General features: G+C 64.9%; 11 protein-coding genes. 3 read left to right on the top strand and 8 right to left on the bottom strand.

What is annotated here, in order from left to right:
- Positions 1-9: 9 nt before the first annotated feature.
- The 7 genes from AC0MRV_RS16170 to mce form a co-directional block, all read right to left on the bottom strand.
- On the bottom strand, positions 10-3,405 hold the full coding sequence (locus AC0MRV_RS16170; protein ID WP_472765537.1) for a DUF7133 domain-containing protein: 3,396 nt from the start codon (positions 3,403-3,405) through the stop codon (positions 10-12).
- A 147-nt stretch (positions 3,406-3,552) separates the two neighbouring features.
- Positions 3,553-4,446: a hydroxypyruvate isomerase family protein gene (locus tag AC0MRV_RS16165; RefSeq protein ID WP_472765536.1), complete on the bottom strand. Its 894-nt coding sequence runs from the start codon at positions 4,444-4,446 to the stop codon at positions 3,553-3,555.
- A gap of 120 nt (positions 4,447-4,566) precedes the next feature.
- Positions 4,567-5,793 (bottom strand): sodium ion-translocating decarboxylase subunit beta, encoded by a 1,227-nt coding sequence (locus tag AC0MRV_RS16160; RefSeq protein WP_472765690.1) that lies wholly within the window; start codon positions 5,791-5,793, stop codon positions 4,567-4,569.
- A gap of 18 nt (positions 5,794-5,811) precedes the next feature.
- Positions 5,812-6,186, bottom strand: coding sequence for an OadG family protein (locus tag AC0MRV_RS16155; protein ID WP_472765535.1), 375 nt, complete (start codon positions 6,184-6,186; stop codon positions 5,812-5,814).
- Positions 6,187-6,199: 13 nt separating this feature from the next.
- Positions 6,200-6,583, bottom strand: a complete 384-nt coding sequence (locus AC0MRV_RS16150; RefSeq protein ID WP_472765534.1) for a biotin/lipoyl-containing protein — start codon at positions 6,581-6,583, stop codon at positions 6,200-6,202.
- Positions 6,584-6,630: 47 nt separating this feature from the next.
- Complete coding sequence (locus AC0MRV_RS16145) at positions 6,631-8,184, bottom strand: acyl-CoA carboxylase subunit beta (RefSeq protein ID WP_472765533.1); 1,554 nt, start codon at positions 8,182-8,184, stop codon at positions 6,631-6,633.
- 42 nt (positions 8,185-8,226) lie between these two features.
- Positions 8,227-8,640, bottom strand: a complete 414-nt coding sequence (gene mce / locus AC0MRV_RS16140; protein WP_472765532.1) for a methylmalonyl-CoA epimerase — start codon at positions 8,638-8,640, stop codon at positions 8,227-8,229.
- A gap of 196 nt (positions 8,641-8,836) precedes the next feature.
- Here mce and AC0MRV_RS16135 point away from each other — a divergent pair, with 196 nt between their 5' ends.
- From AC0MRV_RS16135 to meaB, 3 genes are all read left to right on the top strand, one after another.
- Positions 8,837-10,852: a methylmalonyl-CoA mutase family protein gene (locus tag AC0MRV_RS16135; RefSeq protein ID WP_472765531.1), complete on the top strand. Its 2,016-nt coding sequence runs from the start codon at positions 8,837-8,839 to the stop codon at positions 10,850-10,852.
- Positions 10,853-10,863: 11 nt separating this feature from the next.
- A complete protein-coding gene (gene scpA, locus AC0MRV_RS16130) occupies positions 10,864-13,014 on the top strand; it encodes a methylmalonyl-CoA mutase (RefSeq protein WP_472765530.1) in 2,151 nt (716 codons plus the stop codon).
- Between the two features lie 73 nt (positions 13,015-13,087).
- Positions 13,088-14,245 (top strand): methylmalonyl Co-A mutase-associated GTPase MeaB, encoded by a 1,158-nt coding sequence (gene meaB, locus AC0MRV_RS16125; RefSeq protein WP_472765529.1) that lies wholly within the window; start codon positions 13,088-13,090, stop codon positions 14,243-14,245.
- A 225-nt stretch (positions 14,246-14,470) separates the two neighbouring features.
- Here the strand turns inward: meaB and AC0MRV_RS16120 are convergent, their stop codons facing one another.
- Positions 14,471-15,496: an SDR family oxidoreductase gene (locus AC0MRV_RS16120; protein WP_472765528.1), complete on the bottom strand. Its 1,026-nt coding sequence runs from the start codon at positions 15,494-15,496 to the stop codon at positions 14,471-14,473.
- Positions 15,497-15,594: the final 98 nt, after the last annotated feature.

The raw sequence follows: 15,594 nt of genomic DNA, 5'->3' as shown, positions 1-15,594 counted from the left end.
GCGGGAGGATTATTCGCCGTGGGTGGCGCGGGCGGCGCCTTCGCCTTCCCCCGTCTGCTCCCGGGGCTTCAAATTGCGCATGAAAGCCATGAGATCGCGCAATTCGTCCCGCTTGAGAATCATGCCGAAGATTGGCGGCATGCTGGACGGCGCACCGTTGCGGGAGACCACGTTGGCCGGGTCGATCTCATGTTTCTCGCCGGCGGCATCCCAAACCACGATTTTCTCCGCGGTTTCCTCGGCGATGGTGCCGGCGACAAAGCCGCCGTCCTTGAGATTGAAGGCAACGACGTCGAAGCCCTCGGCGATGGCGGCGTTGGGGTCGATGATCGACTCGAGGATGTATTCGGTCGATTGGTGGTCGGCGATGGTGCTCAGGTCCGGCCCGGCCTCGCCACCCTCGCCGTAAACTTTGTGGCAGCGGGTGCAGGCCAGCACGGGATGCTGATTAAAAAGACGCCAGCCGCGGCGGGCGTCGCCGCCTTCCATGGCGCCGCGGAAGGGAGCGAGTTTGTCGCCGGAGGATTCCCAAGCGGCTTTCACGTCGGCGAGGGCGGTTTGCACCTCGGGTGAGGCGGAGGCTTCGGCGGCGTCGAGGAGCTCAAACTGCGCGAGGTAGGGGACTTCACCGGCTTTCAGGTGGCGCAGGCCCGCAAGGATCAGGTCGGCGGCGGCGGGCGATGCCAGATCGGCAATGGCGGTGTAGGCCGCTTGCTGCTCGCGGGGCGCCCCGTCGGTGGCCATGCGGGTGAGGACGGGCAGGGCTTGTTCCGGGGAGAGACGCGCGAGAATGGGGAGCGTGGCCATGCGCAGCTCGGAATCGTCGGAATTGCCGGCGACCGCGACGGCCTCAAGCAGTTGCGGGTCTTCGAGTTGATCGAGCAGGCCGAGGGCGGTGGCGCGGACTTCGCCGTCTTCCTCGGCGCTGGCGAGCAAGGTGCGCAGGCGCGGCAGGGCGGAGGTGATTTTGAGTTCACCGATGGCGGCCAAAGTAGCCAGCTTGACGCCGCGGTTTTCGTCGCTGAGCAGGGCTTCGAGATGACGCTCCACGGCGGCGATGGCGGGCGCGGGGTCACGGTCGTCGAGCGGACGGTAGACGCCCATCACGCGGTCGCGGTGGAAGGGATCGGCCCAGGTGCTGAGCTGGTGCAAGGCCTCTTCGCGGAGGTCGGCGGCGATGGCGGCGTTGGCGGCGTAGATGGCGAGCGCCTCGGCGTCGTCGGCTTGGCCGACGCGGAGGCGGGCGTTGATGATGCGCAGTTGCAGGGCCTCGTCCTCCAGGTCGCCCCGACCAGCCATGGCGGCGAGTGCCGGCAGGGCCTCGTTGATCGGAGCGTCATTGATGGCGAGAGCGGTCTCGCGCACCAGGTAGGGATCGGCGTCGTTGAGGAAGTGGGCGATGCGTGGCTCCTGCAGACGACGATAGGTGAGGATGACGCCGAGGCGAACGGCGGCGGAGGCATCATCTTCGTGCGCGGCGAGCACGCTGCGGTTGTCGAGTTTTTGCAGGGCGTAAACCGCCGCGTGGCGGATGTAGGCGTCGGCGTTGTTATTGCGACGCAGCAATTCGATGAGGGGCTCGGCCACGTCGGAGTCACCGAGCTTCCCGAGCGACTGGGCGGCGAAGAAGCGCACGCGCGGGGCATCGTCTTCCAAGAGGGCGACCAGCGTGCGGGTGTGCTCGTTCAAATGATGGTCGCCGGCGAGCTTGGCGGCCTGGGCGCGGACTTCGGCCGTCGAATTGCCCAACAGGAAGCCGAGCGTGGCGAGGGCATGGGGGTGGTCTCGTTGCAGCATGCCGAGGCCCCAGACGGCGTGGAGACGGGCGAAAAGATCGGCCGAATCATCGGCGGCCATCTGGGCGAGCGCGGGAACGTGCGCCGCGCCGCGTGCAACGATCTCGAACTGAGCTTCGGTGCGGATGCGTTGGTCGACATGGCCGAGCAGCGCGATGAGCGTGTCGGTGTCCGCTTTCTGGATACCGCCACCGAGGAGCGCCTGCACCTCCGTGGCCATGTTTTGCTGGGCGGCGGTCGGGTGCTTGGGCGACAACGAGTAGACGCGGCCCATGTTGGATTTGGGCCAGCCGACCACCCAGTCGACGAAGTAGAACTTGCCGTCGGGCGCGAAGGTCACGTCGGTCGGCAGCATGCCCCAGACGAAGGGCTCACTGTGGGTCACTTCATAGGACGCTCCGTTGGGGGCGAGCTTGTAGGACTGCACGCCGGAGCGGGCGATGGAGCCTTTGAAGTGGGTGATGAAGAGGGTGTTGTCGAAGGCGGGCGAGAGGCCGGTGCCGGGGTAGTAAGTGATGCCGGAGGGGCCGTCCTCGATGTTGGCCATCGGCGGCAGCAGGTAGGCGGCGCGACCGGGGAAATCGGGTTTCCAAAGGTCTTCGCTCATCCACGGACCGGCGCGGCCGAGCGGCGCGAACTGGTAACCGACGCTCCAACCGGAGTCGCCGCCTTCGACGACGTGCACGAGGCGCTCGAGGTCGCCGTTGTCGCAGTCGTTGTCGCCCGTGAGGAGGTCGCCCCATTGGTTGAAGGCCAGTTCCTGGGGATTGCGCAGGCCCCAGGCCACGAGTTCGAATTCGGAACCGTCGGGGTTGCTGCGGAAAACCGCGCCTTGGTCGAGCAGTTTGACGTGGCTGCCGTCGACACTCGAGGTGGCATTGGTCGAGCGGTCGCCGATGCTCATGTAGAGTTTGCCATCGGGGCCCATGATGAGGCCGTGGAAATCGTGGCCGGTGTAGCCGAAGCGCACGCCGAAGCCGCGAATGAGTTCACGCTGCGCGGTGGCGGTGGTGCCGCTCTCGTCCGTATCAAACTGCCAGAGGCTCGGGATGTTGGAGAACCAGACTTTACCGCGATGGGCGAGCACGCCCGAGGCAATGCCGTCCAGCTTGGAATTGAACCCGTCGGCGAAAACGCTGGAGGTGTCGGCCACGCCGTCGCCGTCGGTGTCCTGCACGAGGCGCACGACTTCGGTCTCGATCTCGAGGTCCTTGGCCTGGTCACCGAACACGTTGTCAATCAACTTGACGCGATCCTCGATCGTCTGGGCGGCGAGCTCGTGTTCCAGGATCGGCATGTAACCGCGGATATCGAGCACGCTGCTGCGGTAGCGATGGGTCTCGGAAACGAAGAGGCGACCCTGTTCGTCGAAGTCAAAAGCCACCGGGTTGGAGAGCATCGGTTCGGCGGCCCAGAGTTTGATTTCAAAGTCGTCGCTGGCGCGGAACTGGGAGATCGCCTGTTCGGCCGCGTCGGAAGCCGGAGTCATCACCGGCTCCGGCAGGCGTTGCTCAGCGGGGTCGAGTTCCAAGCTCGGGTAGGGCGGGAAGGCGGCCGCGGCGATGGAGGCGCTGGCCAGGAGAAGAACGGGGATTGCAGGGAATTTCACGGGTAAGGGGGGCAAAGAGGAACGGAATTGCCCGCAGAGACAAGGAATGACCGTCTTTCGGGCGCTGCACCGATCCTCCGTTCGGCTTAATGATAAATACGCCGCGGCCTTTCGCCGCGGCCGGATTGGGCGGAAGCCGCCGCTTGATCAGACGGTGCAGAGCTTCACCGCGCGGGCGAGCGCCGCGATCGGATCCTCTTCAGTCGGCACAAATTCCTGCCCCACGAAGCCGGTGTAACCGGTCTCGGCGATCGCACGCATGACGGCCTTGTAGTCGATCTCCTGGGTGGGCCCGTCCAACTCATGGCGCCCGGGATTGCCGCCGGTGTGGTAGTGGGCAATCCATTTGCCGTGGTCACGGATGGTGCGGATGAGGTCACCCTCCATGATCTGCATGTGGTAGATGTCGTAGAGGAGTTTGAAGTGCTCGGAGCCGACCTTCTCGCAAAGTTGCACCCCCCACGGGGTGCGGTCGCATTGGTAGTCGGGGTGGTTCACCTTGGAGTTGAGCAACTCCATGCAGAGCGTGACGCCGTGCGCCTGGGCGATCGGCACGATGCGGTCGAGGCCCTCGGCGCAGATTTCCAGACCCTCGGCATCCGACAGGCCGCGGCGGTTGCCGGAAAAAACGATCATGTTCTTCTGCCCGGCTTCGGCCATGGCCGGAATCTTCTCGGCCATGAAGGCGTGAATCGCGTCGTGGTTCTTGCGCTCGTTGAGGCCGTCGACGATGCCGCCGGGCACGCCCCAGACCATCGCGCACTCCAGGCCGCGGGCGGCAAGGATCGGTAGTTCCTCGACGGATACGAGTTCCACCGAGTGCAGGCCCACGTCCTTGCCCCGATCGCACAGCTCCTCGAGCGACATCTTGTTGTAGCACCACTTGCAGGCGGAGTGCTTGTATTGGCCGATGCGTTCGGCGGGCAACTCGTGCGCGACCGCCGGACGCGAGGTGAGGGCGGCGCCGGCGGCGGCGAGGGCCGAGCCGGTGGCGAGGTTCTTGAGGGCATGGCGGCGGGTCATCGAGGCGGGGTTCTTCACGCCGGCCACGTTGCCCGCGGCGGAGGAGGGAAGCCAGAACGATTTCGACCTCCGCCGGGGCCGGGTGTCCCTAGTTTCAGGGACATGGTTCGTTGTCTGTTGTCGTGTGACCTTGAGGCCTCAGCCCCCACCCAGGGTGGAGATGAGGAAGCCGGCGGCGACCGCGGTGCCGATGACACCCGCGACGTTGGGGCCCATCGCGTGCATCATGAGATAGTTGCCGGGATCGGCGCGCTGACCTTCCACGTGGGAGACGCGGGCAGCCATGGGCACCGCCGAGACGCCGGCGGAACCGATGAGCGGGTTGATCGGCGTCTTGCTCACCATGTTCATCACCTTGGCCATGAGCACGCCCGTGGCGGTCGACACGCAGAAAGCGATGACGCCGAGCACAATGATCTTGAGCGTGGCCGGGGCGAGGAAGCTGTCGGCCTGCATGGTGATGCCGACGCTGGTGCCGAGGAAGATGGTGAGCACGTTGATGATCTCGTTTTGCGCGGCCTTCACCAGGCGCTCGGTGACGCCGGATTCACGGAGGAAGTTGCCCAGCATGAGCATGCCGATGAGCGCGGTGGCGTCGGGCACGAGCAGCACGCAGATCACCATGACCGCGATCGCGAAGATGAGCTTTTCCAACTTCGAGACCTTGCGCAGCGATTTCATGCGAATCTTGCGCTCCTTCTCGGTCGTGAGCAGACGCATGATCGGTGGCTGAATGAGCGGCACCAGCGACATGTAGCTGTAGGCGGCGACGGCGATGGCCCCCAGCAGCTCGGGGGCGAGCTTGTTGGAGAGAAAGATCGCGGTCGGTCCGTCCGCGCCGCCGATAATACCAATGGAGGCGGCCTGCGCGGGCGAGAAGCCGAGGAGGAAGGAGCTGAAGAAGGTGAGGAACACGCCGGCCTGGGCCGCGGCGCCGAGCAGCAGGGTGCGCGGCATGGCGATGAGCGGACCGAAGTCGGTGAGGGCGCCGACGCCGAGGAAGATGAGCGGCGGGATGAGCTCCAACTTGATGCCTTGCGACAGGAAGTCGTAGAGCCCGCCTTCCATCTTGGTGATGTGGAGCGTCTGGGTTTCGCCCTCGGCAGCCACGTCGCCGGCGGCGTTTTCGTGGTGTTCCACCTGCGCCTCGACGCGGAAGGTCGCCGGGGCCACCGGATCGATCATGCCGCGGGTGGGCAGGTTGGCGAGGATCGCGCCAAACGCGATGGGAACGAGCAGCAGAGGCTCAAAGCCTTTGGCCACCGCGAGGTAGAGCAGAACCGCGGCGATCACCCACATGATGAGCATGCCGAAGGTGACCTGGCTGAAGCCGGTGGTGCTGAAGAATTCGATGAGGTTTTGCAGCATGGGAGTGCTTTCTCGTTAGCGCACGCGATGAGAGGAGAAGTGTTCGCGCCGTCCTTCGGCCGCCCAGTTGGGTTGACCGCCGGCCAGCTTGATGGATGCGATCCGGTGAGCGCGTCCCTGCAGGGCCACATGGACCGCCGCACTGATGGCGGCGATGGCCTGCGGTGGCGTGCCCGTGGCGGCGTCGGCCGCGGCCGGGCGGGGAGCGGTCGGCTGGGCCGCGGCGGGGGCCGGAGCCCGGTTGCGAAACACTTTCCCGAGGAGCTCCAGGAAAATCCAGATCGTGATCAGCGCCGAGAACACGACCACCAACCCGGTGGCCTGGAACTCGATCAACTCGGTCAGCGACGGGTTTTCCGTGATCGACGCAAGGGACAGTGGGAAGGACATGGCGAGAAGGGGGTCAGGCGAGTTGCAGGATGACGGCGCCTTCCTCGACGGAATCGCCCGGATTCACGGCTACGGAAGCCACGGTGCCGGCCTGTTCGGCGTAGATGAAGGTATTCATCTTCATCGCTTCGACGGTCGCGACCTGCGCGCCGTTCTCGACCTTGTCGCCGGGTTTCACGTCGACGGAAATGATCTTACCCGCGAGCGGACTAACGATCGCGCCGTCGCCGGCGGCGGCCGTCGGAGCCGAGGCCGGGGCGCTCGGCGCCGGAGCCACGACGGGTGGAGCCGCCGCGGCCAAAGGAGCGGCGGACGCGCTCGCGGCCGGGGCGTCGTCGAGCACTTCGACGACGACGTCATAGGATTTTCCATCTACGGTGACGCGTAGTTTTTTCATGATGTTTTGATCGGCAGGGAAAGGAGGGGAGAAACGGTGGTGCGAGTTTAGAGCGGGATGTTGCCGTGCTTCTTCGGCGGGCGCGTTTCACGCTTGGAGAGCGTGTTGCGCAGGGCCATGGCGACGATGCCGCGGGTCTGCGAGGGCTCGATGATGTCGGTGATCATGGCTTTCGCGGCGACCCGGTAGGGCGAGGCGAACTTGTCCCGGTATTCGACCGCGTATTCCTCAGCCGTTTTGGCGGGATCCTCGGCGGCGCCGATCTCGCGCTTGTAGAGGATCTTGACCGCGCCTTCGGCGCCCATGACCGCGATCTCGGCGGTGGGCCAGGCGAAGACCATGTCGGCGCCCATGTCAGCGCTGCACATGGCGAGGTAAGCCCCGCCGTAGGCCTTGCGCATGATGACGGTGATCTTCGGCACGGTGGAGGCCGCGTAGGCGAAAAGCATCTTGGCGCCGTGGCGGATGATGCCGCCGCGTTCCTGGGCAACGCCGGGCAGGAAGCCGGGCACATCCACGAGGGTGAGGAGCGGAATGTTGAAGATGTTGCAGAAGCGGATGAAGCGCGCGCCCTTGTCGGAGGCATCGATGTCGAGGGTGCCGGCTTTGACCGCGGGCTGGTTGGCCACGATTCCCGTCACGATTCCCTGGATACGGCAGAAGCCGACCACGAGGTTCTTGGCGAAGAACTCCTGCACCTCAAGGAAGTCGCCTTCGTCGACGAGGCGACGGATAATCTTCTTCACGTCGATCGGCGTTTTGGGATCGGCGGGAATGAGTTCGTTCATCTCGTGGTCGGGGTTGAGCACGAGATTGGGCGGCGGGCGGTGCGGCGGATCGCCGACATTGTTGGACGGCAGGAAGGAGAAGAGCTTCTTGGCGATCTGGAGGGCGTGCTGTTCGTCGTTGGCGATGAAGTGCACGTTGCCGGAGATCGCGGCGTGGGCGTCGGCGCTGCCGATTTCCTCCATCGTGGTGGTCTGGCCGGTCGAGGCCTTGATGACCTCCGGGCCACAGATGAACATCTGCGCGTTCTTGCGCGTCATGATGAGGAAATCGGTGAGGGCGGGCGAGTAGGCCGCGCCACCGGCGCACGGGCCGGCAATGATCGAGACCTGCGGCACGACGCCGGACAGGAGCACGTTCTTGAAGAACACCTGGCCGTAGCCGGAGAGCGAATCTTCACCCTCCTGGATGCGGGCGCCGCCGGAGTCGTTGATACCGAGAACCGGCATGCCGGCCTGACCGGCGTATTCCATGATGTCGCAGATCTTCTTGGCGTGGATGCGACCGAGGGCGCCGCCCCCGACGGTGAAGTCCTGGCTGAAGGCGGCGACCGGGCGGCCGTCGACGTAGCCGACGCCGGTGACGACGCCGTCACCCGGCATGGACTTTTTTTCCATGCCGAATTGGTTGCAGGCGTGTTGGGCCAGTTGCCCGAACTCCATGAAGGTGCCCGGCTCAAACAGCGCGGCGAGGCGCTCCCGAGCGGTCAGCAGGCCTTTTTCGTGCCGTTTGGCGATTTTATCTTCGCCCCCGCCGACCTCGGCAACGTGCCGAGCGTCTTCGAGGCGCTTGAGGTGCTCTGGTGCAATGGGCATCGGAGGAATGAGGAAAGTGAACGGTGTAGGGGGAAGGTGGGCTCAGGCGTCCGCGGTTTTGGGCGCGCAAAATTCGGTGAGCACGCCGTGCGTCGACTTGGGGTGGAGGAAAGCGACCATCTTGTTGGCCGCGCCTTCGAAGGGCGTTTCGTGGATCAGCCGCACACCCGCCGCGGCGGCGTCCTGCAGCTGGTCTTCGATCACGTCGGTCGCGTAGGCGATGTGGTGGATACCCTCGCCGTTCTTCTCCAGGAACTTCGCGATCGGGCTGTCCTCGGCCGTCGGCTCCAGCAGCTCCAGGTGAACTTCGCCGCAATGAAAGAACGCGGTGCGCACTTTTTGCGACGGCACCTCTTCGGTGTGTTCACACTTAAGCCCCAGGGCGTTTTCGTAGAAGGCAATGGCCGTCGTCAGGTCTTTGACGGCAATGCCGAGGTGGTCGATGCGAGTAATCATGGCTCGTTTGGCTTGGTTGTGCGGGGCACATCATGCCGCAGATTTTGAGGGGTGGCTCGGCATGGATTGCGTTTGGGTAGGCATGGTTTGCCCAGTTGCCCCTAGGAAAGCGGAGGTGACGGGGATGCTTTGACAAAATGTGCGGAGTCGAGTGCGCGGCGTCCAGCTAAGCTGAGCCCGCAACGTCCGAACCATCATGGATCCGAACACCCGCCCAACCAACCCTCCGGAGGAAGCCTTGACCGTCGCGCTCGCCACTTGGCGTGCACAGGTCGAACGAGACCTAAAGGGAGCGCCATTTGAAAAACGCCTGATCACCCGCACCCCCGAAGGCATTGCCCTCAATCCACTTTACACGCGCGCCGACCTGCCGGTGGGACTCGAAACCGAGGCCAGCCTCGCCCGCGGGGCGACCGCAGTGGCTGCCCGGCAGACCTGCCGCAGGCTGCAGGAAATTCGGCGACCCGATGCCGAAGCTTACAACAAAGGTGTGCGGGCGGCTCTGATGGCCGGCCAGGATGCCGTGGTCGTGCCCGGGGCCGATGCCGCCGCCCGCGGCGACTGGGCGCCAGCGAAGCTCGAGTCACTCATCGCGGCCCTGCGTGATGTGGAGCTCACCGCGGTGCCCATTCATTTCCCGGTTGCGACTTCGGCGCTCCCATCCATCGCGATGATTTCGGCCTATGCCGCCGAGCGCGGACTGAACCTCGAATCCCTTCACGGCAGCGTGGCCGCCGATCCGATCGCCGCGGCGGTCCGATCCGGCACCGTGCCGGAAACCTGGGCGCCGGTTTGGGGCGACGCCGCCGCAGCGATTGGCTGGGGTAAAACCAACGCTCCCGGATTCCGCACCGTCGCGGTCGATGCCGCGGTGTGGTCCGACGCCGGCGCGAATGCCGTGCAGGAGCTCGGTCTCGCGCTGGCCGCGGTCGCCGAGAATGCACGGGCCTTGGAGTCGCAGAACGTTTCGCTCGAAGACCTCACCGCGTCCCTGCTGGTGCGCTTTGGGATCGGTCCGCGCTTCTTCATGGAGCTGGCCAAGTTCCGCGCCTGGCGCGTCGTGCTCGCCAAGCTCCTGGTTGGTCTCGGCGCCACCGCGGCGGACGCCGCCCAGGTCGAAGTCACCGCGGTCACCGCGCGCTGGAATAAGACCCGGCTCGATCCGCACGTGAACATGCTGCGGGCCACGACCGAGGCCTTGTCCGCCGTGCTCGGCGGTGTCGATGGCCTGAGTATCGACGCGTTTGATACACCGGCCGGTGGGAACAGTTCGGTGGGCGAGCGCATCGCCCGCAACCTGCACGTGCTGCTGGCCGACGAGTTCGGTTTCAACGTGCCGACCGACGCCGCGGGCGGCTCCTGGTATGTGGAGAACGTCAGCGATCAACTGGCCCGCAAGGCGTGGACGCTCTTCCAACAGGTCGAGGAACAGGGCGGACTTTGCGCCGCGCTCGCCGCCGGTTGGGTGCAGGAACAAATCGCCGGCACAACCAAGGGGCGCAACAAGGACTACGCGGTGCGTCGCAGTGGACTTGTTGGCACCAACCTGTTCCCGAATGCCAAGGACTCGATCAAAGCCGGCGTCGTGGCCGCAGCACCGACTGCTGCGATCTTCGTGGCGGGCGGCGAAAACGATTGGGCCACCCGCTTGGGCAAGGCGATCGATGCGCTGCGCGCCGGCACCCCGGTCGGAGACATCATCGTCGGAGCGCAACTGTCGACGGTTGAAGTCGCCTCCTTGGCGGCCTACTCGGCCGCGGCACCGTTCGAAGCGCTGCGCCTCGCGGCGGCCGATCTCACCGCGACCCGCGGCAAAGCACCGACCGTCTTCCTCGCGAAAATGGGCCCGGTGAAGCAGCACAAACCGCGGGCCGACTTCTCGGCTGGTTTCGTCGCGGTGGGTGGTTTTGCCCTCGCCGGCAAAACAGCCTACGAGACCGCGGAGGCGGCTGCCCAAGCCGCGGTCGAAAGCGGAGCCGATGCGGTGGTGATTTGTTCCACCGATGACACCTATCCCGACCTCGTCCCATCGCTGGCCAAAGCGGTCAAGTCCGCGCAGCCCAACATGCAAGTGGTGCTGGCCGGATTGCCACGCGACGAAGCGGTGCAGAAAGCGTTCAGCGATGCCGGTGTGGATGAGTTCATCCACGTGCGCGCCGATGTGCCCGCCACCCTTGGGCGCATGCTCAATCGCCTTGGAGCCAACCTCTAAACCTTGCCGACATGAAAGACCTCTCGAAAACCGATTTCGATGCCATCGCGATCCCGGCCGATGCGGCCGAGCGCCCCGAGCCGGCGGTGGTCGGCGAGACCTATGAGCAGATTCCGCTCAAGGATCTCTACACCGCGGACGACCTGCCGGAGAACGAGGTGCTCGACACCATGCCTGGCCTCGCGCCGTTCACGCGCGGGCCCTACGCCACGATGTATGTGATGCGGCCGTGGACCGTGCGCCAATACGCCGGCTTCTCCACGGCGGAAGAATCCAACGCGTTCTACAAGCGCAACCTGGCCGCCGGTCAGGCGGGCCTTTCCGTCGCCTTCGACCTCGCGACCCACCGCGGCTACGACAGCGATCACCCGCGCGTGGTGGGCGACGTGGGCAAGGCCGGTGTAGCGATCGATTCGATACGCGACATGCAGACCCTGTTCTCCGACATCCCCTTGGACAAGGTCTCGGTCTCGATGACGATGAACGGCGCGGTGCTGCCGGTGATGGCCTTCTACATCTCGGCCGCGCTGGAGCAGGGCTGCGATCTCAAGGATCTGTCGGGCACCATCCAGAACGACATCCTCAAGGAGTTCATGGTGCGCAATACCTACATTTATCCGCCGACGCCCTCGATGCGGATCATCGGTGACATCTTCCGCTACACCTCGGCCAACATGCCGAAGTTCAACAGCATCTCGATCTCCGGTTACCACATGCAGGAGGCGGGAGCCACGGCCGACCTTGAGCTCGCTTACACGCTGGCCGATGGACTCGAATACCTGCGCACCGGCATTGCCGCCGGTTTGGATGTCGATGCCTTCGCGCCGCGCCTGTCGTTCTTCTGGGCCATCGGTAAGAACTACTTCATGGAAGTCGCCAAGATGCGGGCCGCGCGCACGCTCTGGGCCGAGATCGTGGGGCAGTTCGAGCCGAAGAACCCCAAGTCCCGCGCGCTGCGCACGCACTCGCAAACCTCCGGTTGGTCGCTCACCGAACAGGACCCGTTCAACAACGTCGGTCGCACCTGCTTGGAGGCGCTCGCCGCCGCCTGCGGTCACACGCAGAGCCTGCACACCAACGCGCTCGATGAAGCGATCGCGTTGCCCACCGATTTCTCGGCGCGCATCGCCCGCAACACCCAGCTGCACCTGCAGCAGGAAACCGGCGTCTGCGAGGTCGTCGACCCGTGGGGCGGCAGCTATTACGTCGAGTCGCTCACGGCCGATCTAATCAAAAAAGCGCGTGAACACTTGGCCGAAGTGGAGAAGATGGGGGGCATGACCAAGGCGATCGAGGCTGGCATCCCCAAGCTCCGCATCGAAGAGGCCGCGGCGCGCCGCCAAGCCAAGATCGATTCGGGCAAGGAGATCATCGTCGGCCTCAATACCAATCGTCTCGCCCACGAGGATCCGCTCGACATCCTCGAAGTCGACAACACGGCCGTGCGCGTCGCCCAGATCGAACGCCTCAAGCAGCTGCGCGGCGAGCGCGATGAGACGGCCTGCCAAGCGGCGCTCAAGGCGCTGACCGATGCCGCCAAAGACAACACCGGCAATTTGCTGGAACTCGCGGTCAACGCAGCCCAGGCGCGGGCCTCGCTCGGTGAAATCAGCGACGCGCTCGAAGTCGTCTACGGGCGCTACCAAGCGCAGATCCGCTCGATCTCCGGCGTATATCGCGCGGAGTTCGGCGAGGACGGCGTGGTCGCGCAGGTGCGCGACAAGGTCGCCAAGTTTGAGGAAGTTGAAGGCCGTAAGCCCCGCTTGTTGGTGGCGAAACTTGGTCAGGACGGACACGACCGCGGCGCCAAAGTGGTCGCGACCGCGATGGCTGACCTCGGCTTCGATATCGATATCGGACCGCTCTTCCAAACGCCAGAGGAGGCCGCTCGCCAGGCGGTGGAGAACGACGTGCACGTGGTTGCGATGAGTTCGCTCGCCGCCGGCCACAAGACGCTGTTGCCCAACCTGCGCGACGCCCTGGCCGAGCTCGGCCGCGACGACATCATGATCGTGTGCGGCGGAGTGATCCCGGCGCAGGACTACGGTTACCTGCTGGAGAACGGCGCCAGCGCGGTCTTCGGTCCCGGCACGGTCATTCCGAAGTCCACGCTGAAGATCCTCGATCTGCTGCTCGAACGTCTGGAACCGGTCGAAGCATGAAGCGACGCGTTAGGGTAGGGCGGACAGGAATACTCCCACGAACGGCGGGCCCAGCGGTCCCGCCCTACCTGCCATGACAGACTCCGAAGAGTGCCCACCACCGGTCAAGAAGCCGTCGGCGCAACTGCACGAGGGCTGTCCGCAGCCGCGTCCGGATTGGGTCCCGGAAGAAGGTGGCAGCGGCTTTGCCACCTGGGTCGTGGAAGGCGTTCGCACCGAGGGCGTATCCGCGCAGCCGAAGTTGAGGGTTCCCCGGCGTCGGCAGCTCACAGTTACCGACTACGTCGAGGGCGTGCTCGCGCGGAACCCAATGATCCTCGGTCGTGCGATCACCTTGGTGGAAAGCAACGCGGAGACGCACCGGGCCTTGGCCCAAGAGGTATTGACCGCGCTGCTCCCGCACACCGGCAAGTCCCGCCGGGTGGGCATCACGGGTATTCCGGGTGCCGGCAAAAGCACCTTCATCGAATCACTCGGTTGCACGCTGACCGGCCAAGGCAGTCGGGTGGCGGTGTTGGCGATCGATCCCTCGAGCACGATTCACGGCGGCAGTATCTTGGCCGACAAGGTGCGGATGGAGAAACTGGGCCGCGAGGCCAACGCCTTTATCCGGCCGTCGCCGAGCGGTGGTTCGCTGGGCGGGGTGGCGCGCAAGACGCGTGAAGCGATCCTGCTGTGTGAAGCGGCTGGATACGACGTGGTCATCGTCGAGACAGTGGGGGTCGGTCAGAACGAGGTCACTGTGCGCTCGATGGTCGACATGTTTCTCGTGCTGATGATCGCCGGTGCCGGCGACGAGATGCAGGGGATCAAGAAGGGCGTCATCGAGATGGCCGACCTCTTGGTGATCAACAAAGCCGACGGCGACAACTGGCCGCGTTGCATTGCGGCGCAGGCGGAGATGAAGCGCGTGCTGCACTACCTGCATCGACCGACCGAAGGCTGGGAAACGCCGGCCGTGTTGGCGTCGGCCCTGACCGGCCACGGCATCGAGGACGTTTGGCGCGTCACGGGCGAATATTTCGCGACGGTCAAAGCGACCGGCGGACTCGAAGCGCGACGCCGTGCGCAGGCGGTGGAGTGGATGCACGCGCTCATCCTCGAAAGCCTCAAGAGCCGCTTCTACGCCCGGGAGGATGTGAAGGCGCGATTGGAGGCCATGGAACACGCCGTCGCCGACGGCCGCATGCCACCGCTCGCCGCCGCGCTGGAACTGATCGGCGGCGCGTGAGGCATATTTTAATAGCCGCAAAAAGGCGCAGAAGGCTCAACTCACTGCGGCAGGTTGCGTTCGCCTAGAGGCGCGTGAGCGGATTCCGCTCCATGCCCCTCAAGTTAATGACCAAGATTCCTGTCAGCCGGATTCCGGAACAGTCTTGGGACGAAAACCCGACCGCGCTCCTATAGGAGCACGCAGGTGTTCGGGGTGAGTTGAGCCTTTTGCGCCTTTTTGCGGCTATTCCTTAAACTTAGCCATGCCGTGCGCCTTGGCGGCCTTCCACGCCGCGAGGAGGCGGTTCCATTTGGCGTTGGCGTCTTCGTCGATGAGTTGGCGGGCCGGGTCGGCGTCGAACCACGCGAGCGTGCGGGCGATGCCTTCACGGTAAGTCGTGGTGGCTTCAAAGTCGGGCACGAAGCGCTTGATCTTGGCGTTGTCGAAGACGCAGGAGCAGAGCTTGTCGCCGATGAGGCCCGGGCCCTCGTCGGGCAGGCAGGCCGCGATGAAGTCGGCGGGGATGTGGACGAACTGCGGATCGCTCACGCCGGCGACCTCGGCGGTGATTTGGAAGTATTGGTTCCAAGTCAGCACCTCGTCGGAGGTGATGTGAAAGGCCTCGCCGATGGTCGTCGGATTCCCGAGCAGACCGAGCAGGCCCTGGGCGAAGTCGCTGTTGTGGGTGATCGTCCAGAGCGTGCGACCGTCGCCGGGAATGATGACGGGCAAACCGCGGCGCAGCCGATCGATCACGGTGTAGCTGCGTTGCCAACTATTGAAGGCCAGCGTGACCTGATCATCGCCGAAGGTGAGGGAAGGGCGGACGATGGTGCCGGGGAATTGATCCTCGCGCACGGCCCGCAACAGGCGTTCCTCGCAGGCGATCTTGTCGCGGGAGTATTGCCAGAACGGATTCTCCATCGGCGTCTCCTCGGTGACCACATAGTGCTGCGGCGGCTTCTGATAAGCGCTGGCCGAGCTGATGAACACGTAGTGCCCCACGTGCGGTCCGAAGTTCGCGAGGCCTTGTTCGAGTTGGTCGGGTGTAAACACCGTGAAATCCACTGCTGCATCCCAGCGTCGGTCCGCCAATGCCGCCGCTAGGGCAGGCGCATCATTCAAATCGACGCAGAGGTGTTCGGCCTGCGGATGAGGTTTGGCCCGACGACCGCGGTTGAGGACGGTGACGGAATGACCGCGAGCCAGCGCGAGCGCCGTGCAACCTGTCGAGATGATCCCGGTGCCGCCGATAAAGAGAACGTTCATGGTCCGAAGAAAACGTGGCTCCGCCTGGAAGTGGAGATCCAATCCTGTGTTTAACGGACGGTCTCGTTAACGCGTGAACTAGGCATTTCCGACTTCGC

Source organism: Actomonas spartinae (assembly GCF_051209155.1).
In the GTDB taxonomy this organism is placed as follows: Bacteria; Verrucomicrobiota; Verrucomicrobiia; order Opitutales; family Opitutaceae; genus Actomonas.
Note: the sequence above shows the minus strand (reverse complement) of the source record. Positions and strands in the feature narration are given on the sequence as shown.

Bases quoted from the DNA above. Each gene is read 5' to 3' on its own strand.
- AC0MRV_RS16135 (WP_472765531.1), top strand. From the start codon at position 8,837: ATGGATCCGAACACCCGCCCAACCAACCCTCCGGAGGAAGCCTTGACC.
- meaB (WP_472765529.1), top strand. From the start codon at position 13,088: ATGACAGACTCCGAAGAGTGCCCACCACCGGTCAAGAAGCCGTCGGCG.
- AC0MRV_RS16150 (WP_472765534.1), bottom strand. From the start codon at position 6,583: ATGAAAAAACTACGCGTCACCGTAGATGGAAAATCCTATGACGTCGTC.
- AC0MRV_RS16120 (WP_472765528.1), bottom strand. From the start codon at position 15,496: ATGAACGTTCTCTTTATCGGCGGCACCGGGATCATCTCGACAGGTTGC.
- scpA (WP_472765530.1), top strand. From the start codon at position 10,864: ATGAAAGACCTCTCGAAAACCGATTTCGATGCCATCGCGATCCCGGCC.
- mce (WP_472765532.1), bottom strand. From the start codon at position 8,640: ATGATTACTCGCATCGACCACCTCGGCATTGCCGTCAAAGACCTGACG.
- AC0MRV_RS16155 (WP_472765535.1), bottom strand. From the start codon at position 6,186: ATGTCCTTCCCACTGTCCCTTGCGTCGATCACGGAAAACCCGTCGCTG.
- AC0MRV_RS16145 (WP_472765533.1), bottom strand. From the start codon at position 8,184: ATGCCCATTGCACCAGAGCACCTCAAGCGCCTCGAAGACGCTCGGCAC.